At 33.7% G+C, this 23,736-nt stretch carries 19 protein-coding genes; 13 read left to right on the top strand and 6 right to left on the bottom strand.

Annotation, left to right across the window (positions count from 1 at the left end; all coding sequences use genetic code 11):
• The first annotated feature begins 195 nt into the window (after positions 1 to 195).
• The 4 genes from HYN56_RS21885 (at position 196) to HYN56_RS21870 (ending at position 2,956) form a co-directional block, all read left to right on the top strand.
• Complete coding sequence (locus HYN56_RS21885) at positions 196 to 525, top strand: ribonuclease Z (protein WP_109194140.1); 330 nt, start codon at positions 196 to 198, stop codon at positions 523 to 525.
• Between the two features lie 116 nt (positions 526 to 641).
• Positions 642 to 1,547, top strand: coding sequence for a ribonuclease Z (locus HYN56_RS21880; RefSeq protein ID WP_109194139.1), 906 nt, complete (start codon positions 642 to 644; stop codon positions 1,545 to 1,547).
• An 85-nt stretch (positions 1,548 to 1,632) separates the two neighbouring features.
• A complete protein-coding gene (gene pdxH / locus HYN56_RS21875; protein WP_109194138.1) occupies positions 1,633 to 2,277 on the top strand; it encodes a pyridoxamine 5'-phosphate oxidase in 645 nt (214 codons plus the stop codon).
• 175 nt (positions 2,278 to 2,452) lie between these two features.
• Complete coding sequence (locus HYN56_RS21870; RefSeq protein ID WP_167398339.1) at positions 2,453 to 2,956, top strand: CAP domain-containing protein; 504 nt, start codon at positions 2,453 to 2,455, stop codon at positions 2,954 to 2,956.
• 123 nt (positions 2,957 to 3,079) lie between these two features.
• Here the strand turns inward: HYN56_RS21870 and HYN56_RS21865 are convergent, their stop codons facing one another.
• The 4 genes from HYN56_RS21865 to HYN56_RS21850 all read right to left on the bottom strand — a co-directional run bounded on the left by HYN56_RS21865 (position 3,080) and on the right by HYN56_RS21850 (position 13,842).
• The gene (locus tag HYN56_RS21865; protein ID WP_109194137.1) at positions 3,080 to 5,023 is read right to left on the bottom strand and encodes an OmpA family protein; all 1,944 of its coding nucleotides are present in this window, start codon (positions 5,021 to 5,023) and stop codon (positions 3,080 to 3,082) included.
• An 11-nt stretch (positions 5,024 to 5,034) separates the two neighbouring features.
• The gene (locus tag HYN56_RS21860; RefSeq protein WP_109194136.1) at positions 5,035 to 5,946 is read right to left on the bottom strand and encodes a PorP/SprF family type IX secretion system membrane protein; all 912 of its coding nucleotides are present in this window, start codon (positions 5,944 to 5,946) and stop codon (positions 5,035 to 5,037) included.
• A gap of 146 nt (positions 5,947 to 6,092) precedes the next feature.
• A complete protein-coding gene (locus HYN56_RS21855) occupies positions 6,093 to 13,391 on the bottom strand; it encodes a T9SS type B sorting domain-containing protein (RefSeq protein WP_109194135.1) in 7,299 nt (2,432 codons plus the stop codon).
• A gap of 16 nt (positions 13,392 to 13,407) precedes the next feature.
• Positions 13,408 to 13,842, bottom strand: coding sequence for a hypothetical protein (locus HYN56_RS21850; protein ID WP_146194627.1), 435 nt, complete (start codon positions 13,840 to 13,842; stop codon positions 13,408 to 13,410).
• Between the two features lie 616 nt (positions 13,843 to 14,458).
• Between HYN56_RS21850 and HYN56_RS21845 the strand changes: the two genes are divergently transcribed.
• From HYN56_RS21845 to HYN56_RS21825, 5 genes are all read left to right on the top strand, one after another.
• On the top strand, positions 14,459 to 14,944 hold the full coding sequence (locus HYN56_RS21845) for a SixA phosphatase family protein (RefSeq protein WP_109194133.1): 486 nt from the start codon (positions 14,459 to 14,461) through the stop codon (positions 14,942 to 14,944).
• A gap of 5 nt (positions 14,945 to 14,949) precedes the next feature.
• A complete protein-coding gene (gene ppk1, locus HYN56_RS21840; protein ID WP_167398338.1) occupies positions 14,950 to 17,028 on the top strand; it encodes a polyphosphate kinase 1 in 2,079 nt (692 codons plus the stop codon).
• Between the two features lie 34 nt (positions 17,029 to 17,062).
• Positions 17,063 to 17,953 carry a Ppx/GppA phosphatase family protein gene (locus HYN56_RS21835; protein WP_109194131.1) on the top strand — a complete coding sequence of 297 codons (891 nt, stop codon included), beginning with the start codon at positions 17,063 to 17,065 and terminating at the stop codon, positions 17,951 to 17,953.
• Positions 17,954 to 18,052: 99 nt separating this feature from the next.
• On the top strand, positions 18,053 to 18,613 hold the full coding sequence (locus HYN56_RS21830) for a Crp/Fnr family transcriptional regulator (protein ID WP_109194130.1): 561 nt from the start codon (positions 18,053 to 18,055) through the stop codon (positions 18,611 to 18,613).
• Between the two features lie 207 nt (positions 18,614 to 18,820).
• Complete coding sequence (locus HYN56_RS21825) at positions 18,821 to 19,399, top strand: NAD(P)H-dependent oxidoreductase (protein WP_109194129.1); 579 nt, start codon at positions 18,821 to 18,823, stop codon at positions 19,397 to 19,399.
• A 90-nt stretch (positions 19,400 to 19,489) separates the two neighbouring features.
• Here the strand turns inward: HYN56_RS21825 and HYN56_RS21820 are convergent, their stop codons facing one another.
• Together HYN56_RS21820 and dnaX are read right to left on the bottom strand one after the other, a co-directional pair.
• Entirely contained in the window at positions 19,490 to 19,903 is a 414-nt protein-coding gene (locus tag HYN56_RS21820) for a DNA polymerase III subunit gamma/tau (RefSeq protein WP_109194128.1), read from the bottom strand.
• 263 nt (positions 19,904 to 20,166) lie between these two features.
• Positions 20,167 to 21,252: a DNA polymerase III subunit gamma/tau gene (dnaX, locus tag HYN56_RS21815; protein ID WP_091493057.1), complete on the bottom strand. Its 1,086-nt coding sequence runs from the start codon at positions 21,250 to 21,252 to the stop codon at positions 20,167 to 20,169.
• Between the two features lie 199 nt (positions 21,253 to 21,451).
• Here dnaX and HYN56_RS21810 point away from each other — a divergent pair, with 199 nt between their 5' ends.
• The 4 genes from HYN56_RS21810 to HYN56_RS21795 all read left to right on the top strand — a co-directional run bounded on the left by HYN56_RS21810 (position 21,452) and on the right by HYN56_RS21795 (position 23,551).
• Entirely contained in the window at positions 21,452 to 21,937 is a 486-nt protein-coding gene (locus tag HYN56_RS21810; RefSeq protein WP_109194127.1) for a hypothetical protein, read from the top strand.
• Positions 21,938 to 21,964: 27 nt separating this feature from the next.
• Positions 21,965 to 22,516: a hypothetical protein gene (locus HYN56_RS21805; RefSeq protein ID WP_109194126.1), complete on the top strand. Its 552-nt coding sequence runs from the start codon at positions 21,965 to 21,967 to the stop codon at positions 22,514 to 22,516.
• A 171-nt stretch (positions 22,517 to 22,687) separates the two neighbouring features.
• Complete coding sequence (locus HYN56_RS21800; protein WP_109194125.1) at positions 22,688 to 23,167, top strand: BON domain-containing protein; 480 nt, start codon at positions 22,688 to 22,690, stop codon at positions 23,165 to 23,167.
• A 6-nt stretch (positions 23,168 to 23,173) separates the two neighbouring features.
• The gene (locus HYN56_RS21795) at positions 23,174 to 23,551 is read left to right on the top strand and encodes a LysM peptidoglycan-binding domain-containing protein (protein ID WP_109194124.1); all 378 of its coding nucleotides are present in this window, start codon (positions 23,174 to 23,176) and stop codon (positions 23,549 to 23,551) included.
• Positions 23,552 to 23,736 lie beyond the last annotated feature (185 nt).

Here is a 23,736-nt window from a genome sequence, read left to right as displayed (position 1 = left end):
TGGTTTAAAATTTAACCGCAAAGTTCGCAAAGAGCTACGCGAGGTTCGCAAAGCTTTGTTTTTTCTTGTGTACTTTGCGAAAAACCTTGCGAACTTTGCGGTTAAGCTCACAAAGTTTGGCAACTTAAATTTGAAACTTGAAACCACAAAAAAACTTATTAAATTTGCATAAAATATAAGCCCACAAATTATAAAATGAAAGTAGATCAAAAAGGACATACCGTTACAATTAAAGATACGCAAGGAGATGTAAATGCTTTCTTGGAAAAAGTAACGCAGCAATTTAAAACCTTTGAAAAGCACAATATTATTATCGATTTATCGTCTGATAAAGTTTCAGAAAATGATTTGAAACTTTTTTTACCACTTTCGAAAGTACAGAAAAAGGCAAAAAAATCGTTTGTAATTGTGGCTACTGATCTTGATTTTAATGCTATTTCAGATAAATTAGTTGTGGTACCTTCGCTTTTAGAAGCACACGATATTATCGAAATGGAAGAAATAGAGAGAGACTTAGGATTTTAGATTTTAGTTTTTAGACTTTAGATTTTAGATTATAACTGAATCTAAAAATATTTACGGCAATTCTAAAATATTTACTGCAATTCTAAAATCTGCGATCTCAAATCTAAAATTAGAAAATGAAATTAACTATACTTGGCTGTTACGCCGCAACTCCCAGAACACTTACCAATCCGACCGCACAGGTTTTAGAAATTAGAAACAGACTATTTTTAATTGATTGCGGTGAAGGAACTCAGGTTCAGCTTCGAAAGAATAAAATTAAATTCTCGAAGATCAATCATATTTTTATTTCACATCTTCATGGAGATCATCTGTATGGTTTGATCGGCACTATTTCGACCTTTTCCCTTTTAGGAAGAACTACCGATTTACATATTTATGGTCCAAAAGGAATTAAGGAATTAATTCTGCTTCAATTGAAATTGACAGAATCCTGGACAACTTATAGTCTGTTTTTTCATGAATTGGAATCGAAAGAAAGTGAAGTGATTTTTGAAGATGCTAAAGTCGTTGTCAAAACAATTCCGCTAAAACATCGTGTTTATACCAACGGTTATTTATTTCAGGAAAAACCTGCTGAACGAAAACTAAATGTTGAAGCCGTTCAAAGTTATGATATCCATGTTGCCTATTATCAAAAAATAAAAAATGGCGGTAATGTTACGTTAGATGACGGAACTGTTATTGAAAATAAAAAACTGACTTTTGATCCTGAACCAGCAAAAAGTTATGCGTTTTGTTCTGATACTGTTTATAATGAAGAAGTAATTCCGGTTATCGCGAATACAGATGTTTTATATCACGAATCTACTTTTTTAGATTCGGAAGCACGACTGGCAGAAAAAACGCTTCATTCAACTGCAAAAGAAGCGGCAACGATTGCTTTAAAAGCAAATGTGAAACAACTTATTTTAGGTCATTATTCTACGCGTTACGATGGTTTAGAACCTTTTAAGAAAGAAGCAGAGGAAGTTTTTTCAAATGTGCTTTTAGCAGATGACGGACTGAGTTTTGATTTTTAAAGTTGCTAAGATTCTAAGATACTGAGATTCTAAGTTTTTCTGAGAACCTGAAACTTCAAACAAAATAAAACTAAAATCAAAAATTATGAGTGATTTAAGTAATTATAGAAAATCTTACGAGAAAAGCGAATTACTGGAAAACAGTATTCCTGAAGATCCTATTAACCTTTTTAACCGATGGTTTCATGAAGTGGAAGATTTCGGCGGAAGCGGAGAAGTAAATGCTATGACCGTTTCTACTATTGGTTTGGATGGTTTTCCAAAATCTCGAGTTGTCTTATTGAAAAAATTCTCTGAAGAAGGCTTTGTGTTTTATACCAATTATAATTCTGAAAAAGGAAAAGCGATAGAAGCAAATCCGAATGTTTGTTTGTCTTTTTTCTGGCAGGAAATGGAGCGTCAGGTTATTATTAAAGGAATTGCACAGAAAACTTCTGAGATCATTTCGGACAATTATTTTGATTCGCGTCCCGAAGGTAGTAAGCTTGGAGCTATTGTTTCGCATCAGAGTGAAGTAATTCCGTCGAGAGATTTTTTGGAAGAAAATTTAAAAAAACTAGAAACTGAATTTAACGGAAAATCAATTCCAAGACCTGAAAATTGGGGAGGATATATTGTCACACCGTTACAGGTGGAATTCTGGCAGGGAAGAGCAAATAGATTGCACGACAGAATACGTTATACAAGTCAATCTGATTTTTCATGGAAAATTGAGCGGCTTTCTTCCTGATTTGTAAGATTTTTATATTGTTATGAAAAAATAGAATGTATTTCATCGATTTTTTTTGTAGTTTAACGGTAAATTGAATATGTTTGATATAGAAAATTAGACGAGAAATTATTCAAAAATAAATTTAAAGGATTTGCCCCAACATTTACTTTAAACCGCTAAAATGCTGTTGATTATGGAAAAGATTAAGCGCACCATGTTGTTCATTGCGATTCTAGTCGCAATGAACTCATGTTCTGCAGATACGGCCGTAGGAAGCGTGGATAATACTCCTGTCTCAGCGCTTGTTACAAATTACACTTACAACGATACAGAACTTCAAACCATGAAGCTCATAAACGAGTATCGCCTAAGCGTTGGTTTAAATGCTTTGGAAAGAATTAATCATATTTCGTTTAAATGTGAAGAACATAATCTTTATATGATCGAAAATAATGTTGTTGATCATAATGATTTTGTTGCAAGATCTCAAAATATTACAAATGTTTTAGGAGCTAAAAAAGTTGGTGAGAACGTTGCCTACAACTATAAAACTCCTGAAGCGGCTTTGAGAGCCTGGCTGGAGAGTCCAGGCCACAAAGAGAATATCGAAGGCGATTTTACGCATTTCGGAATATCTGTATCGACAGACGCTACTACAGGTAAAAAATATTACACTAACATTTTTGTTAAGATTTAGACGTATATTGAACAGGTTGGTTTTTTAGAGGTCGTTGCAATTCATAGAGTTGTAACGACTTTTTAATTATAAAAAAACTGCCTGTGATAACAAGCAGTTTTAGTGGTTAGATAGTTTTTGGTTTTATAATGCTGTAATTATAAATTCACTTCTTCTATTGGCCTGATGTTCTTCTTCTGTACATTTAACTCCATCGGCACATTTGTTTACGAGTTGTGTTTCTCCAAAGCCTTTTCCTGTTAATCTATTTGGTGCTATTCCATTTTTAATTAACCATTTGATTGTTGATTTTGCTCTTCGGTCAGATAAAGCTTCATTGTATTGATGAGTCGCTCTGCTATCTGTATGCGAACGAATATCAAGTTTCATGGTTGGATATTCATTTAGAACTACTAATATTTTTTCCAGATCTAAAGCCGCTTCAGTTCTAATATTTGATTTATCCAAATCGAAATAAATCATTTTAATTCCAAAACATTTACCTAAATCATCTCCAACAGTAACTTTACAGGTTGATTTTTCTAATGCAATTGGTAAAGTAGTTTTTCCTGTCGTTTTTGAAATAGTTACACTTAATTCTTTTGTGGTATATTCTGGTTTTTCTGCTCTTACTAAATAGGCTTTACCACAATCTACAGGAAATGTATATTTTCCGTAATTATCAGTAACAGTTGAGTTTTTAACATTCATTTGATTGTCAAATAAAGTAACTTTTGCTCCGGGTAAAATGGTTCCCGTGTCCAAATCAGTTACTATACCTTCCAGTTCCTGAATACATTTAAGCCTTTTGGTTTCCAGAAATTTATAAATATCGTCAGAACCTTGTCCGCCATCTTTATTGGAGCTGAAAAAGCCTCTTCTAGTACTAGTGTCAATTATATAAGCAAAATCATCTTTAGGCGAGTTGATGTCACCACCAACATTTTGAACATTACTGATTTTTCCATCATCTTCAATAGTAGCAACAAAAACGTCCAGACCTCCTAATCCCGGATGACCATCAGATGAAAAGTAAATTTCATTTTCATTGGTAACAAATGGGTAGGTTTCTTTTCCTTCAGTATTAATTTCGTTTCCTAGATTTTCAGGCGTACCGTATCCACCGTTCGGATTGATAGTAACTTTATATAAATCAGATTGTCCAATAGAACCCGGCATATCAGAAGAAAAGTATAATGTTTTCTCGTCAGGGCTTAAAGCAGGATGACCAACGCTGTAATTATCACTATTGAAAGGTAGTTCTGTAATATTATTCCATTTATTTTTTTCGTCTAAAGTCGCTTTGTAGATTTTGATCAAAGTAATTTTATGCTCATCTTTTCCTTTTTTTCCGTCTATGTAATTGTTTCTGGTAAAATAAACTGTTTTTCCGTCTTTAGTAAAAACAGGAGCTGCTTCATGAAATTTGGTATTAATAGCTGATTTGAATTTGTTTACTTTTCCGGCGTTTCCGGTTTCAGGATTTACGTCAGCATTATAAATATTTGTAAAATATTCACCAGTCCACTTGTGTTTGCGCTGTGTAAAATTTCCCGTATCTCTTGCTGATGCAAAGTAAATTTTGTTGTTATAAACGTATGATCCGTAGTCTGAATATTTGCTGTTTATTCCTGCATCTTCAACTTTATATCTTCCTGAATTAGCTTTAATCTGTTCCAAGTAATTTACATCTTCTTTATAAAATTTGGCTCTCGAATCGTTTTTTGATTTTGCCTTAAATTCTTCAAACATTTTATTAGCTTTACTAATATCTCCAGTTGATTTTAGTGATTGGGCATATCTGTAATAGTACTCCGGTTCGACAGTAGTATTCATAGCAAACAGTTCACCATACCATTTTGCAGCACCTTCAAAATTGGAATTAAAATAATAGGCGTTACCTAATTTTTTAAACATATCTTCTGATTTGTAACCTTTATTAGCTACTTTTTCATAGGTTTTAATAGCATCAACATAGGCGTAATTATCATATTTCTTATCACCGGAATTTATTTTTGCCTTTTGTGCATAAGTACTAAATGAAAAAGAACTTATAATGGTTAGGAAAAGTAGTGTATAGTTTTTCATGATACAATTTTTTAGAAGAAACGAGGAGTTGTTATTTTACCATTGTTTTTGAAGAACTCATAGCGCAGGAAAATCTCATGTGAGCCCGAATTATAGTTTCTTAGTCTGGTCGTTTCCTGATCAAAACCATAGCCAATATATAGTCCGTCAGTAACCTGAAAGCCTGCCATTGCACTTACTGCAGCATCCCATCTGTAAGCAACACCCAAAGTAAGTTTTTCAAAAAACATGAAGTTTGCAGATACGTCAACCTGAAGCGGTGCTCCTTCGACCATTTTTGTTAGTACCGCAGGTTTAAATTTTATTTCCTGAGAAAAATCAAAAACATAGCCTCCAATTAAGTAGTAGTTTATTTTGTCTTTATAAATGGCTACATCATTATCATCATAACGATTGGTCTGAATAAAATTAGGAACAGATAAACCAATGTAGGCTTTGCTGGAATGCCAGTAAACCCCGGCTCCTATATTTGGAGAGAAATCATTATTTAAGTTTTGAAACTGTGGATCACCGGCTGTTTCAGGATTCAGTTTATCGATATCCAGATTAAAGATATCAGCTGTCCCTTTTATACCGAAAGAAAGTTTCCAGTCTTCTGATGTTGGAACACTATAGGAGAGATCTACAGAAAATTGATTTTCGTTTGTAGGTCCAATTTTATCATTCACCAGCGAAACACCAAGTCCTATATTACTGTTATTGATTGGTGTATTAATAGAAATTGTATTGGTTTTGGGAGCTCCGTCCAATCCAACCCATTGGTCACGGTGTAAAGCAAAAATGCTTAATGTGCCTCGAGAGCCTGCATAAGCAGGGTTTATGTTTATGGTATTGTACATATACTGGGTAAACTGTGCATCTTGCTGTGTATACCCATGATATGTAACTAACAGAATGACGATTAAAAATAATTTTGTTCTCATAATAGATTTATTATTTTAATTATTACCACCGATTTTTTAATGTATTGAAAATCAATGCATTCTTTTGTTCAAAATTAAGCAAAATTTCTGTCTGTTTTTGTTTAATATTCTGTAAAAGAGTGTGTTATGTTTTTTTGCTTAAATTATTATCTTGATAGGTATAAATAACCGTCAAGTTTATTTTCCTGAATAGTATTGTTTCCATCTAAAGACTTATAATTGATGATGTAAAAATAAGTTCCGGTTGGTAATCCATCAGACTGTTTGATAGTGGTTCTTCCTCTTGATGTACCATCAAAGAAATTAGTCGTATTGTTATAATTAGTGGTTTCAAAAACTAAGATTCCCCAACGATTATATATTTCAACGGTATTGCCCGGATAACAGGTTGTGTCATCAATATTGTCAATTTTGAAGATATCATTCTTGTCATCTCCGTTAGGAGAAAATGCATTGTGAGCAAGAACTTTTCCACAAGCCAAAACTTTACAGTCATCATTTACTTCCATATTAAGGACAATACTTCTTGGACATTTTTCGTCGGCTATTAAATATTCGAAAGCATAATTTCCAAGCGCAAGACCAAAAGGATTAAGTACACTTCCCTGCAATGCATTTGAGTTGTTTTTATCAATCCAGGTTCCCGTAATTGGACTACCCTCCGGAAGTAAACTGGTAAGGTTAATCAAGGATGAATCATCAGTACAAGCTTCGCTGCTTATTTGTGTTACTCCATTTGGAACTACAACAATCGTTACGGTTGCTGTATCGCAATTTTGATTGCTTAATTTATCACAAATTCTATAGCTGTAAATGTAAGTTCCTGCTGGTGTTAAACTTGAAATCGTTACATTTCCGGAATTGTCTATTGTAATGTTTGGATTTGTTTTGTCACCATTTTGGGTAATAAGTGTAAAGTCAACTAATTGAAGTGTTGCAGGAACAGCTCCTTTTAAATCATTGCTCAATACATTACCTACAACTCCAAAAGTGTTGCATCCAATATTGTTATAATTGTCATCATTTGCTACAACCGGAGTTGGAGGAGCCGGAGCATCCTGAACAATAACAGTTACGATAGCAGTATCACAGTTTCCTACATCGGCTTTTTCACAAATTTGATACGTTAAAGTGTAAGTTCCCACAGGTGCGTTGGCGGCAACAGTTACAGATCCGTCTGCATTTAAAGTCAGTACTCCTTTGGGATCTGGTGTAACCGTCGTTAATGTTACATCGGCAGGATTTACTACAGTATTATTCAATGTATCATTAGTGAAAACATTAATCACATTTGTAGCTGTCGAAGGTACAGAAATTGCTGGCGGATTATCATCGTTGGCAACAATTGCAAATGTTGGTCTTGAAGTACAATAAGGATCAGAAGGAGGGTAGTTAATTGTAATCGTTTCACTTGGATTTAGTGAAATTGTCAAATTAACTGTTGGACGTAATTTTTCGAATCCGTCTGCTCCCTGAATCCATTTGTTGTTTTCAAAAATCCATCCCGGCCAGTCGATTCCTTTTCCATTTCCGTCAACAACTGCTCCAGGCCATAATACTCGACCACTTAGAGGTAACTCTGTCATAGTTGTAACTACATTGTTATTGCTGTCAGCCCAAGTAATTGTTACACCATCAACAGGAGTAAAGTTTATGGGAGTAACCACATAGTCTATGTATGGAACATCATTAACACATATTGGTGTTGCTGTAACAATCATTTTTGGTGCCTCGATTGTAATATTAACCGTTGCTGTATCACAGTTATCTGTCTGAGCAGCTTCACAAATTTGATATACCATAGTTAATGTTCCAACTGGAGCATTTGGTAATACATCTATAGAGCCATCAGGATTTAGATGTAAATAATCATTAGGAGTAACTGTTGTAAGAATAACATTTGAAGGATTTACTGCATTACCATCAAGAGTATCATTTGAAAATACATTCAAAACGTTTGTAGTAGTGTGATTTACTCCGGCAATTGGACCAGCACTGTCATCATTAGCAACAATGACTTTTTTAACTTTACAATTTACACTGAAAGTCTGAGTTAGTTCCGTTTTATTTCCTGCACAATCTGTTAATGTGTACGTTCTGGTTATAATAGTTACGTTTCCATCACATGGAGTATTCGTATCTGTTACCATAATATTTACTGTTGGACTGCAATTATCTGCAGCATCTTTAATATCTGTAGGACTTCCAACCGGAATCAAGTCAATACTAGCTAAATTAGTTACATTTGCAGGAACAGTTCCTGTTGGAGGAGTTGTATCTTTTACTTTAATAATTTGAGTATGCGAAGTTGTGTTTCCGGCACAATCGCTGGTTTTCCAGATACGTGTCAAAGTATAATTAGAAGTGCAGCCATTTACGATATCCGATTTTGTTTCAGTAAATACGATTGGTAAATCGCCATTACAATTATCTGAAGCTGTCATTTCAGCAGGCTCAGGAACAACGTCGCAAGATACTTCAATATCAGAAGGAAGATTACTTGTAAATATTGGGGCAGTAGTATCCTGAATAGTAATTACTTGTGTGAAAGTATCAGACACATTTCCACAGTCATCAGTTACAGTCCATGTATTGATATAAGTTCCAGCATTGCTGCAATTAGCAGAAGCCACAAACGGACCGCTTACTTTTACAATATTAGTTACATCAGTATCACAAGAATCAGAAGCAATTGGGAACAAAGCCAGAGCTGCTGTTAAAGCCGTTGCATCACTACATTCAATTGTTTTATCTAAAGTTTCTGCCTGAGTTGTCCATGTTGGAGCAGTAGTATCCTGAATAGTAATTACTTGTGTGAAAGTATCAGACACATTTCCACAGTCATCAGTTACAGTCCATGTATTGATATAAGTTCCAGCATTGCTGCAATTAGCAGAAGCCACAAACTGACCGCTTACTTTTACAATGTTAGTTACATCAGTATCACAAGAATCAGAAGCAATTGGGAACAAAGCCAGAGCTGCTGTTAAAGCCGTTGCATCACTACATTCAATTGTTTTATCTAAAGTTCCAGCCTGAGTTATCCATGTTGGGGCAGTAGTATCCTGAATAGTAATTACTTGTGTGAAAGTATCAGACACATTTCCACAATCATCAGTTACAGTCCATGTATTGGTATAAGTTCCGGCATTGCTGCAATTAGCAGAAGCCACAAACGGACCGCTTACTTTTACAATGTTAGTTACATCAGTATCACAAGAATCAGAAGCAATTGGGAACAAAGCCAGAGCTGCTGTTAAAGCCGTTGCATCACTACATTCAATTGTTTTATCTAAAGTTTCTGCCTGAGTTGTCCATGTTGGAGCAGTAGTATCTTGTACAACAATAGTTTGACTAACGGGAAGTGATATATTTCCGCATGCATCAACTGCAGTCCAGGTTCTTGTTATCGTATAAGACCCAGCGCAATTTCCAGGTGTTGTATTATCTAAGTAAGTTAATGAAGCGATATTTCCATTAGTATCAGTAGCTGTTGCTTGTGCAAAAACAGGTTGAGCCGGACAATTAATAGTTGTTGTTTCCGGTAACGGATTTATTACAGGAATAACAGTATCTCCATCAAGAATGGTAAACGATTCAGAAATACTACATCCATTTGCATCTGTAATCAAAACAGTATAGTTTCCTGAAGTAAGATTATTTGCTGTCGCTGTTGTTTGAACCGGAGTTGTATTCCAGTTATAAGTATATCCGGCTGTTCCTCCTGAAACAATTACTGTTGCAGAACCGTTATTTCCTCCACCACAGGTAACATCAGTTTGACTTTTTATAGCACTCAATGCATTTTGCGGTTGTGAAATTGTAACTGTACAAGTAGTGGTATAACCTAATTTATCAGTTGTAGTTACAGTGTGTAAACCTGCGCTTAAAGCAATAGCCTGCGCAGTTGTTTCACCATTATCCCATAAATAAGTATAATTTCCATTACCTCCTAAAGCTGTTACAGTGGCTTTACCAGTGTTCTCACCAAAACATTTTACAGTACTGTCCTGAGAAATAGTACAGGAAAGTATATTTGGTTGGGTTATAGTTACGGTACAAGTTGTAGTACAGCCTTTAGAATCGGTTACGGTTACAGAATGAGTTCCTGCGCTTAATGCTAAAGCAGTTTGTGTAGTTTCATTATTGTCCCATAAATAAGTATAATCGCCATTACCGCCAATTGGTGTTACAGTTGCTTCACCATTGCTTAAACCATTCGAAGTAACAGCTTTGTTCTGTGTTACAGAACAACTTAAAACAGTAGTAGGCTGAATTACTATTACCGAATTTGATTGAGAAGAACAAGAATCCTTTACTGTCAAAGTATAAGTTCCGGCAGCAAGGTTTGAAACAGTTGCTGTGGTTCCTACTTCAACATTGGCACTGTTTTTCCATGAATAGTTTACAGTTCCTACAGCATTCGATACAGTTCCTGCTGTTACAGAACCAGTACTTGCACCAAAGCAAGAAACATCTGTTTTAGAAGAATCAGTAAGGGTTAAAGCTGCACCTGGTTGCGAGATTGTCACAGTGTTTGATTGTGATGAGCAGGAATCCGTTACTGTCAAAATATAAGTTCCGGCAGGAAGGTTAGAAACAGTTGCTGTCGTTCCTACTTCAACATTGGCACTATTTTTCCAGGAATAGATCACAGTTCCTACAGCATTCGATACAGTTCCTGCGGTTACAGAACCAGTGCTTGCGCCAAAACACGAAACATCTGTTTTAGAAGAATCTGTAAGGGCTAAAGCCGCAGTTGGTTGTGAGATAGTAATTGTTAATGTTCCCTGACAACCATTTGCATCTGTTGCGGTAACTTCATAATTTCCAAATCCTAAGTTATTTAAAGTTTGAGAAGTACCTTCATAAGTTGTACCGTTCTTCTTCCATGAATAAGTGTAAGGAGCGACCCCGCCAGAAGCATTGTTTACTGTAATTGATCCCGTAGATTGATTGAAACATTTTACATCAATATGTGATGCTGTTAACTCTGTGATTGTAATGGTACTTTTTGTAACAACTACCGGTTTTATGTCAAAACAATTAGAAGAGTTTGTTGCTTTAATGTAATACGTTCCGGGAACTGCAGCATTAAAATTTGAAAACGACGTAGTCGCAGTAGCATCAGTCCAATAAGTATAAGTTAAGCCAGTTGTACTTCCGGCAGTAATACTTGCAGCGCTTAAATCTAATGAAGTTGCCAGAGCACAAATAGGTAGCGGATTCGTTATCGTAAGTGTTGGTTTTGAATTTACATTGACTACAATCTCTTTTTTAGGTCCAATACAGGCATTTGTTTTTCCTTCTGCAACATAGTAGGTAAATTGTCCTACTGTAGTAGTCGAAGGAGTTATAGATTGCTGAGCTGTAGAAGTCGCTGTTTGATAATAGTATAATGTATATTCAGGTTTGCTTGGAATTGCAGTTAATGCAACCGCAGTGTCTCCAATACAATAGTTTACAGGAGAGTTAACAGTCGGCATAGTTGTAATACTTTCAACAGTTATAGTAAATTGAAAGTAACAACCACTGTTAGCTCCTCCGGGAGGAATTGCATAATACGTTGAAGTTCCAACTGTTGCAGGGAACGGATTGTTAATTGTGTATTGAGTTGTTGTACCTGCAGCTATAGGATAAGCATTATAGAATGTAGATCCGGTAGGAAATGATCCTATTACATCAGTAACCGGAATTGATGTCATTGAATTATTACAGAAAGTAAATGCAATAGTTGGCGGTGTTGCCTGACAATTAGCATTGGTATAATTTGCTGAGTCTATTGTAGTCTGAAGCGGTGCTGATATAGAAGTTCCTGTACAGTTTCCAGAGTTAGTATACCCTAAAATTAAAGATTTGTCGGCTACAGTTACTGTAGAATTTGCACCTTTTCCACTTAATACACCATTTACCTGAATGCTATTGTTACAGTTTGAATTTTTTAGCAAAGCACAGTTCTCTGTAGATTTTAATTTGAATGACAATTCTGCTAAAACAGTATCCGGATTTGTAGGAAGTGGTAATGTTCCTATATCCCAGACTATTGATCCGTTTGCACCAATTGTTGGTTCATATGTCAATGAATTTGGAGTAGGAAGCGGAGAAAAATTTATAGTTTTTGCGAGGCTTCCGGAAACAAATGTAGCATTATAAGGAATTGGAATAACAAGTTTACCATTTTGTATCGCTTCAGTACCTTTATTTTTTATTTGTACTTTATAGCCAAGTTCCTGACCGGGTAAAACCGTGTATGGACCTGCGCCGGCATTACTACCATTAATAGTTGTAGCAGAAAGAACCCCCTCAATTTCGGGTACGTAGGCATCAACAGCCATTACGATAGAAAATATAGCATAACTGTCTACTCTTGACCCGTATTTAAAAGAGGTTGAGGTTTGGTTATTGCCAATAATATCTTTGTTCTCATTTGGCAGGTAAAACATACTAATGTCAATTCCTGAATTATTAACCAAGTTCGGATTTCGATTATTTCCTCCTGTGTAGATAGAAGAATTAAAGAAATTAGTATAATCATTCGCAGGTGTTCTTAATTCTAAATATTCGTTAGTGTTTAGTTTCTGAATCGTAAAGTTGTCCCCTGCATAATTTACATCACCCTCTCCAGCCATAACACCAAGTTTAATACCAACAGGACCTGAGGTTACAGAATTAAACCCGGAAACCGGGATTGTATAATTGGCAATAATATTATTACTCACAAAGGCATGACCATCAAAAATAGTAATGTCTCTATTTTTCATTGCTGAGTTTTCATAAACTACAACTAAGCCCCAACCCGCAAATTTTCCTATATCGCCTCCATCAGCTCCTTCAGTTGCCGCAATATTAGCGGCAAAATATTCACCAACTCCATTGTTTCTTACATAGTCTGTAACTTCAGCATAAGCGGTGTAAATATTATTATCTGCATTTGTTGGAAAATAAATATCAGTAGCAGTAAATTCATTATAATTGTTACTGGTTGGACCTTTGAATAAGATTTTTCTTTTGTCTAAAGTCTTAGTTACTCCATTTTTAGTTACAGTAAATGAATTAGGACTTACAAGAGCATCAGAAACCCTTCCAGTCCAATACAAACCAGCGTAAACGATATTATAACAGTTGGTTAATTTTGCCCCACTATCATTTAATAAATCTAAAGTAGCTGCCGAAGAGTTGTGGGTTTGATTATTATTGTCTTTATCCACATAAACCATGGCATTTGAACCATTTGTTTTATCCACAGCGTAATTCTGTAAAGTAAGATTGGTGTTTCCTATCATCGTAAAATCTCCTTTAATTTTATAGATTGTTTTGGCAGGAGAATAAGAAGAAGTTCTTTCTTTAAACGGTTTTATTACTTGCGCATTTACTTCATTAACACCAATAACCAGGATTAAAAAGAAATAAAAAACCGTTAAACATTGAGAGTAAATTTTTTTCATACCAGAAGTTTTTTAATTATCCGCCTATAGAAATTTTATAAAGAAGAATGTATTTTGAAGTGTTATTTTTAATCAGATTATTAATCACGGAAGGAGTTGTATCAATTTCCGAAATAAGGAAAATGTATTTTAAATTTTCAAAACCCGAGAAAGAATTCAGGTCAATAGATTGGTTTAAATCTGAAGCTTTTTCAATTTTAATCGTAGCAATTTCAATGTCGTTTTTTGCAGTAACCGTAGTGTTTAGGCTGTTAATAGAATTGTTGTCTGTAAATAAAGCAGTAGGCTGATCACCATAACTGTTTATTTTTCCTGAAGAAGCATACACTGCAGATTGTAAATCATACAGTAAATGTTTGAGGTTGCTAAGCTTAGAATCCTGTCCGGAACTTTCTAAGTTTGTTAAGTACGAATCCACATTTTCAATTTGACCAAATGAAAAATTTGTCATTAAAAAAAATAGCAGAAAAAAAATGTTTTTTTGAAAAATGTTCTTTTTGAAAGAAAAAATAAACTTACAATTAGTAACAAATTTTACTGCTTTTTCAAGAGTAGATTTAGTTCTCATAACTCGAAGATTTTGTTTTAATGTATTTAAAGTATTTTAACAGAATCAAAGTTATATAGTCCGTTTATTTTTGATTTTTTTTCTCTGCAACTAACCTAAAAACTCGTTGAAATGATCTTTTTTAACAAAAAATAGCGTTAAAAAGCATTTTTTTTAACTTAAAAAAATGAATTTTTTAATGCATTTTTTTTGCTTTTTTAATGAAAATGAGTTCTTTTGAAATAATGTAAATCACTAAAAATCAAATATTTAGTTAAAATATTGCAAATTTTGATAATATCGATTAAATACGAATTTCATAGATGAAGAACATAAAATCCAGAAAAATGAGTTTTTAATTTTATCTATATGTTAACCTTTTAAAAAGCAATCATACTTGTTAAAATTTCCATATAATGTTAACAGAATTAAAAAATAGAAAAGGATTAAAATATCTTTTGTACATTAGAAGTTAAATAAAAATACTGGCCTGCTTTACGGGTTTTTAAATTTGCAGCTTATGAAAAATCTCATTTTAATACGTCATGCTAAATCGAGTTGGGAAGCACCTTTAAAAGATTTTGATCGTCCGCTAATGAAAAGAGGAATCTTAGATGCGCATGATGTTTCATTAAATATCTCACCATACCTTCCTAAAACGTATATAATTTGGAGTAGTACTGCCGCAAGAGCTTCAGAAACTGCTTTAATTTTTGCACAAAACCTTTCCTATCCTTTAGAAAGTATAGTTTTTAGAGACGATTTGTACACTTTTGATGAAAGACAATTGGAAAAAGTTATCAAATCGTGTGATAATAGTTTAGAAAGCGTTATTCTTTTTGGACATAACGAGGCTATTACAAATTTTGTTAATAAATTTGGAGATGTTTTTATCGATAATGTTCCAACTTCAGGCTTCGTTTCATTGCAATTTGAAGCCAATAGCTGGGATACAATAGATAAAGGCAAAACTCATAAAACTATTTTCCCCAAAGATTTAAAATAATAACAGTGTACGAACAGAAATATATCGATAGAGAAAAAAGCTGGTTAGCGTTTAATGCAAGAGTACTTCAGGAAGCTGCAGATAACACAGTTCCGCTTTTAGACAGACTGCGTTTTGTTGGAATTTTTTCAAACAATTTAGATGAATTTTTTAGAGTTCGGTACGCAGCCATCCGACGATTAAGCCTTTCGGGTATTTCTGGAGAAAAATATCTGGGCGGTATTTCTGCTCATCAATTAATTAAAGATATTACAGAAATCGTAATTCAGCAGCAGTCTGAAAGTTTACGTATTCTGGGAAATATAGAAACAGAGCTCGAAGCTGAAAATATTTTTATTATAAACGAAACCCAGATTACTCCAAAACAGGAATGTTTCTTAAAAGATTTTTACAATCAAAAATTAAGCCCTGAACTGGTAACGATTATCCTGAATGATCTTGCAGTCTTTCCTGTTTTAAAAGATACTTTGGGTTATTTGGCAGTCCGTTTGGAATTAAATAATGATGAAGTTCGTTATGCTTTGATTGAAATTCCAAAAAATATAAACCGTTTTGTGGTATTGCCTTCTGAAGATGATAAGCAGTATGTTATTTTGATTGATGATGTTATTCGTTTTAAATTGAAAAACATCTTTAATATATTTGATTATAAGACCGTTTCGGCTCATATGATTAAAATTACCCGTGATGCACAATTAGACATTGATAGTGATTTGAGTAAAAGTATGCTCGAAAAAATTGCTACATCTGTAAAAGACCGCCGAATTGGAGAACCTGTTCGTTTCATTTACGATAGTTTAATTGAAGACGATACATTACATTTCTTTTTGGATAAAATGAAGATTGTCGAAACCGATAGTATAATTCCGGGTGGAAGATACCACAATCGTCGGGATTATATGAGTTTTCCAAATTTAGGACGTTACGACTTGTTATACAAACCTAATGAACCTTTGCCGGTTCCGGGATTAAGTCTGGATGGAAGTATCTTAGAAAAAATCAGTAAAAAAGATTATTTAGTACATGCTCCATATCAGTCATTTTCGTATCTGACTAAGTTTTTGCGTGAAGCAGCTTTAGATCCAAAAGTAACAAGTATCAAGATCACATTATATCGTTTGGCTAAGAATTCGCAAATTATCAGTTCGTTGATAAATGCAGCTAAAAACGGTAAAAGAGTAGTGGTACAGATTGAGTTACAGGCGCGTTTTGATGAAGCTTCAAATATTTCTTATGCAGAGCAAATGCAGACCGAAGGAATCGAATTGATTTTTGGAATAAAAGGCCTTAAAGTGCATAGCAAAATATGTGTTATCGAAAGATTGGAAGATGGTAAAAACCGTCGTTACGGATTTATTTCGACTGGAAACTTCAACGAATCGACAGCTAAAATTTATACCGATGTCACGCTTTTAACTTGCCATCAGGGAATTTTAAAAGACACCTCAAAAATATTTGAGTTTTTCGATATTAATTACAGAGTTCACAGATACAAACACTTAATCGTATCGCCTCATTACACCAGAACCAAATTTATAAAACTGATTGATCGTGAAATTTTACACGCTTTAGCAGGCAGAAAAACACATATAAAGCTAAAGATGAATAGTTTGTCAGATTTTAAAATGATCGATAAATTGTATGAGGCAAGTAATGCAGGGGTAAAAATTCAGCTTCAGGTAAGAGGAATTTGTTCGTTGATTCCAGGAATTCCCGGAATGAGTGAAAATATTGAAGCTATAAGCATAGTCGATAATTATTTGGAACATTCAAGGGTTTATATTTTTGGAAATGCAGGTCTTACGGAAGTGTATATTTCATCTGCCGATTTCATGACCAGAAACCTTGACGGAAGAGTCGAAGTAACCTGTCCAATTTATGACCTTGAAATTAAAAAAGAACTAATTGATAATTTCAATATTGCCTGGAAAGGAAATGTAAAAGTAAGATACCATTCTTATAAATTAGATAATAAATATAAACCTAAAAATCATCATGCCCCGTTTAGAGCACAATTTGAGACCTATAAATATTATCAGAACAAAATCGCCATACTAGATGAGGTTCCTCAGAAAGTAAATTAATTTTAAAAACCAATTTCAAAATCATAAAGTGAGCATGATTAATATTAGGAAGTTTGCAGCAATAGATATCGGATCAAATGCCATGAGGCTTCTGATAGCTAACGTTGTAGAACAAGATGGAAAAGAACCACAATTTAACAAAAGTTCCCTTGTTCGTGTACCAATTCGTTTAGGACAGGATGCCTTTACAGTTGGTGAAATTTCACCGGAAAATATAGATCGAATGGTTGATGCGATGAAAGCATTTAACCTTTTGATGAAAGTACATAAAGTTGAACGTTATATGGCTTTTGCAACTTCTGCAATGCGTGAAGCCTATAACGCAAAAGAGGTCGTGGCTTTAATTAAGAAAAAAGCCGATATAAAAATCGAAATCATTGATGGTAAAAAAGAAGCAGCAATTATCGCTTCTACGGATCTGCATCATTTAATAAAATCTGACGAAACTTATCTGTTTGTGGATGTTGGAGGTGGAAGCACAGAATTTACACTTTTCTCTTCCGGAAAAATGATTACTTCGAGATCTTTCAAAGCAGGAACGGTTCGTTTGTTGAATAACATGGTGCATGACGTGGTTTGGGATGAAATCGAAAAATGGATTAAAACCAATACAGCAGATTATGAAGAGGTTACACTTATTGGGTCTGGTGGAAACATCAACAAGCTTTTTAAAATGTCCGGAAAACAGCAGGAAAAACCACTTTCATACATTTATATTAATTCACAATATGCTTTCTTAAATTCATTGACTTACGAACAAAGAATTGCCGAATTAGGATTGAACTCTGACCGCGCCGACGTTATCATACACGCAACAAGAATTTATCTTAATGCAATGAAATGGAGTGGAGCACGCCAGATTTACGTTCCTAAAATCGGACTTTCTGATGGTATCGTAAAAGCAATGTATTACGGTAAAATTTAATTTTTTTAGCTACGAATTACACGAATTTACACGAATTATTTTTCACATTTTACCAATAAAAATTAGTGTAAATTAGTGTAATTCGTTGCAAACTTTTTTATGAAATCAATTTTTCAGTCAATCCAGAATTTTTCAGCAGAAGAATTAAATCTTTTAGATGATTTAATTACGGTTCGTACTTTGAAAAAAGGAGAATTGTTATTGGTTGAAAATCAGGTTTGCAATGAAATTGTATTTATAAAAAAAGGAATTTTACGTTCCTTTTTTTTAAACCATAAAGGAGACGAAATAACCAATTGTTTTGCTTTTGAAAATGAATTCATGGCTTCTTTTGCCAGTTTTATTACTCAGGAAAAAGCAGAAGAAAGTGTTCAGGCATTAGTAGATACCGAATTAGAAGTTTTGGACAGGAAATCTTTGGAAAAACTATATCAATCCGGTTTTAACTGGCAGGAAACAGGCAGGAAGCTAACAGAACTAGAGTTTGTAAACCTACATAAAAGAATGGTTTCTTTTCAAAAGTTATCAGGATCTCAGCGCTACGAAGAACTTTATAAAAATCATCAAAAGTATTTACAATTAATTCCGTTACAATATTTAGCTTCTTATTTAGGAATAACTCCAAGACATTTAAGCCGAATCAGAAAAACAGTAGCTTAGATTAAAAAGCCTTATCTCACGCAGATTTTAAAAGATTTAAGCTGATTTATGCAGATTATAGGATAAAATCTGCCAAATCGAAATATTCGTCATTATAGTCTTTATCTGCCTGATCTGCGTGAAAAATTATAAATTGTAGAAAAGTTTTTTAGGACATTTGTCTAGTAAAATAAAAACTGCAAAAAGTATTTTTGAAAAAACATAAATATGAAAAAAATACTAATTATAAACGGACATCCAAATCCTGAAAGCTTCAATTTCGGAATTGCAGAATCGTATAAAAGTGGGGCAATAGCTTCTGGAGCACAAATTGAAACGATTACAATCGCAGCTTTAAAATTTAATCCTAATTTACAATTCGGTTATCAAAAACGAACCGAATTAGAACCCGATTTACTTGAATCCTGGGAAAAAATCAAAAGAGCCGATCATTTAATATGGATACATCCCGTTTGGTGGGGCGGACTTCCGGCAATCACAAAAGGTTTTATTGATCGATTATTTTTGCCAGGAATGGCTTTTCAATACCGGGAAAATTCGGTTTGGTGGGATAAACTATTAAAAGGAAAAACAGCGCATATTATTACGACTCTGGATCAGCCAGGCTGGTATTACAGATTGTTTTTCGGAAGACCAAGTATCAATCAATTAAAGAAATCTACTTTAGAATTTTGTGGAGTAAAACCTGTAAAAGTCAGCTATATCGGAATTATAAAAGGTTCAGAAGAAAAGCAAAGAAAAAAATGGCTTGAGAAAGTCTACAACTTTGGCCTGCAGCATAAATAGTTTTTATTATCTGCAACTTAATAAGCTTTTTTAGAATTGAAATTCGTGGAAATTTGTGTAATTAGTGGCAGATATTAAAAAGAATAATAATCATGTAAAATCTAATCCAAATGTAGAGCGTAAAAGTTCAATGTTTGGATTAATTTCTAAGAAACGATTATATCGATCCTGATCATTGAAAGCTCTTATGGTTTGAATTTCTTCGTTTACAATTATTTCAATAGTAATATCATGGTTATGTAAATGTCCTTTCAAATAGCCTAATAATCCATTCATTTGGTTTTCAAAATCCAATTTTGAACCTTCATTTGGAAGTTCGTAAGTAATTGTAGTTCCATTTAATACCGGATCGCTGATCAATAGAATTGATTCCATGATCTTAAGGCCTTTTTGTCCCAAACGTTCCGCATATTTATTCCAATGCAGACGCATGTCGGTTTCGTTAAACTCTTCAGTTAAAAAAGCAGTAGTAGGTTTAACGTAAGATTTACTGCTGGCTTCCATTTCTTTTTTCTTGCGGATACTGGCAAGAGAAAAAGCAGAAACCTTAGGAGTATTATCTGTTGCTGTTTTTGGAGGTTCCGGAGTTTGAACTTTTGGAGTCTCCGAAACTACAGAACTATTTTCAGTATTTGAAACAACGGTATTAGCATTGTTATTGACATTGACATTGCTATTTGTTTTTTCTTCCGAATTTGAATTTTGGGATTTTACACTTGGAACTTCAACAATCGAATACCCTCCGCTTTTAAAGTAAACGGGCGGAATTATGAATTGCTCAACTTTTTTTTTTCTCCATCAAAGTTGATAGAGGCCAATTGCATCAAGCATAATTCAACTAAAAGTCGTTGATTCTGACTCAATTTGTATTTTAAATCACAGTCATTTGCAATATCAATTCCTTTAAGCAGGAATTCCTGAGAACATTTCTGTGATTGTGCAGCATACATTTGCTGTGCTTGTTCTCCAACTTCTAACAAAGCAATAGTCGAAGGCGTTTTGCTAACTAACAAATCTCTAAAATGAGAAGCTAGTCCGGCAATAAAATGATGCCCGTCAAAACCTTTAGCCAAAATGTCATTATAAGCCAATAAAAGCTTTGGAATTTCATTTTCTAAAAGTAAATCAGTAATAGAAATATAGGTTTCGTAATCTAAAACGTTAAGGTTTTCCGTTACGGCCTGACGCGTTAAGTTGGTTCCACAATACGAAACTACACGGTCAAAAATAGATAAAGCATCACGCATGGCACCATCTGCTTTTTGAGCGATAATGTGAAGTGCATCATCTTCGAAATTGATTCCTTGACTTTCAGCAACGTCAGCTAAGTGTTCTTTGGCATCTTTTACTGTAATTCTTTTGAAATCAAAAATCTGACAGCGAGATAAAATCGTTGGAAGGATTTTGTGTTTTTCTGTTGTTGCTAAAATAAAAATAGCATGTTTTGGTGGTTCTTCTAATGTTTTCAGGAAAGCATTAAAAGCGGCCGAAGACAACATATGAACCTCGTCAATGATATATACTTTGTATTGTCCGGTTTGTGGCGGGATTCGAACCTGATCAATTAGGTTACGAATGTCATCAACAGAGTTGTTTGATGCAGCATCCAGCTCAAAAACGTTGAAAGCAAAATCTTCGGTAGGATCATCATATCCAGGCTGATTTATTTTTCGAGCCAAAATACGAGCACAGGTTGTTTTACCAACTCCACGCGGTCCTGTGAATAAAAGAGCAGAAGCCAAATGGTTGGTTTCAATAGCATTCAACAAAGTGTTGGTAATGGCTTTCTGCCCCACAACATCTTTAAATGTCTGAGGACGATATTTACGCGCCGATACTACAAATTGTTCCATATTCTTTTTTATTCGATAGCAAATATAAAGTATAATTTAATGAATTAAAAATTTTAAAATTGAAAGATTTTTAAGTGGTTGAATTGTAGAAAGAAATATGAATTAAGATCTCATTTCTAGAAAAAAAGTAATAGTTTTATTATAAATTTTTAAATGATTTTAATTAATCTTGCCAATGTAATATCTTTACTTGAATTTTATGCAGCAATACTATTTTCAAAACAACATTCTTAATCTAAAAGTAAAAAAATCTCCATTTTTGGTTCGATTAGTAATGTTTTTGCTTTCCTTTTCCTTTTTTGTTTTTCCAATATTTGGAGCGATTTTTAGTGTGGTACTTGGATTTGGTTTACATATTGGCTTTTTTATCGGAATCGGAATATTTTCTCTTTTAGGATTTTATCTTCTGAGAATGTCGTTATGGAATACTTATGGTGAAGAAACTATTTCTTTTTTTGATGATAGAATTATTTACGAAGCCAATTACGGCTGGTTTAAAGATGGGAAAAAAGAAACAGTAATTTCAAATCCAAACTTCTATGCTGTGCCTGCTGGATATGAAGAAGATAACGAAGGTGTTTTGGTGATAGCTTTGGATAATGTTCAAATAGAATCGGTTGTGAAAATGCCGATTTTGCAATTGGAAGAATTAATAAAAATACTAACAAGTTCTAATTTAGAATAATAGCTATTCATTAAATCATAAAATACAATGGCAGTATATTTCAATATTATAATCCCGTTTGAAAAGTTTATTTCTGAGTTAAAAGACATAATCGATAAAAACTCTGTAAATCTTTATGCAGAATATTTAAATGATAAAAAAGGATTTTACTACGAACTTATTGATCCGAAAAGCGAAAACATAAACTTTTTCTCGAATAAAGATTATCGTGGTTTTTTCTTTTCTTCTAAAGCTGTAGAAATAAAAGATGGAAATTTAATTTTAGGGAAAACCAGTAAAAAAGACAGAATCAGTTTCTATGATGATGCACTTTTTGATTATTGTATTGAAGGAAAAGGGGGCAGAGAAGATCAGGATAATATTGAAATAATCAAACTTAGAATTATCAGTAAAAATCCGGACAAACAGATTGCAAAATTTTACAATTCCTTACAGAATACTTTAAAAAAGACTGAAGGTGTAAATAATGGATTGTTGATTGAAAATTATTTTGACAGCAAAGTTTTTTATTTTAAAACAGATAAAAATATGCTCTCCGATTTTGATAAAAAAGATGTTAAGTATTCAGAGCAAGTTTAAAATTAGGAAAACTTTAAAGTCCTTAAAATTAATTGTTTTTGTGTAACGATTAATTTCTAACTTCAAACCTCAATTTTACTGGGAAAGTTATAAAACCACAAGTATATCCTATAATGTTTTAGATTTCAAACTGTTTAATTTTAGATTGTTAATTATTTAAAAGGAAACGTTATGAAATTCAAATCAATTTTATTAGGAATGAGTCTGTGTGTTGCTTTGGTATCTTGCAAGCCCAATGATGCAGATATCGAAAAAGCAATCACTGAAAAATTAAACGATACGCCAGAAATCCAAGTTTCAGTTCATGATGGTGTGGCAACTATTACAGGGACTTGCGAAGACGAAATTTTCAAGAAAAATATCGAAAAAAGCGTTAGATCAGTAAAAGGTGTAAAATCGGTTGTCAATACCTGCGAATTGGCCAGAGCTAATCAAGAACCTGCTGCAGCAGCGGTTGTGATCAATCCAGATACTGAATTAGATAAATCCGTACATAAAGTTGTTGATGCTTATGATGGCGTTAGTGTAACGGTTGTTGGAGGTGTTGTAACGCTTTCGGGAGAAATTAAAAGAGACAAATTACAACCGCTGATGCAAAGCATACAGGAGTTAAAACCGAAAAAAGTAGATAACAAATTAATCATAAAATAAATTGTTATGAGTTTAAAAGATAAATATAAAGAGGTGATAGATTTGGCTTCTCAGTTGGAGGCAACAAATTTAGAAGTAAGGGAACAAGATAATGTGTTGTATATCGACGGCATAGTAAAATCGGCAGAAGATAAAGAAAAACTTTGGAACGCTTATGGAACCATTGATCCAGATTACAGATCTGCTGATGTTGTAATGGATATTAAAGTTGCAGAAGGAATTTCAAAAGAATATACAGTTAAAAGCGGTGATTCGCTATCAAAGATCGGAAAAGAATTTGGAGTTTCCTGGCAGACCATTTTTGAAGCCAACAAAGATGTTATTTCAAACCCCGACTTAATTCAGCCAGGCTGGAAATTGAAGATACCAACAACAGTATTGTAGTTTTACTGTTTTAAAAGCCCTCTTTATGACGGGCTTTTTTGTGTTTTTTAACCGCAAAGAGCGCAAGGAATTACGCAATGATCACAAATATTTATGTTGTTGATTTTATTACTTAAAAAATAATAAGTAGTAATTCAAGATAGGAATGTTTCTCATTTTATGTCATCCCGAGGAACGAGGGATCT

The organism is Flavobacterium crocinum, from assembly GCF_003122385.1.
In the GTDB taxonomy this organism is placed as follows: Bacteria; Bacteroidota; Bacteroidia; order Flavobacteriales; family Flavobacteriaceae; genus Flavobacterium; species Flavobacterium crocinum.
The sequence above is the reverse complement of the archived record's forward strand: the minus strand, read 5'-3'. Positions and strand labels throughout refer to the sequence as shown.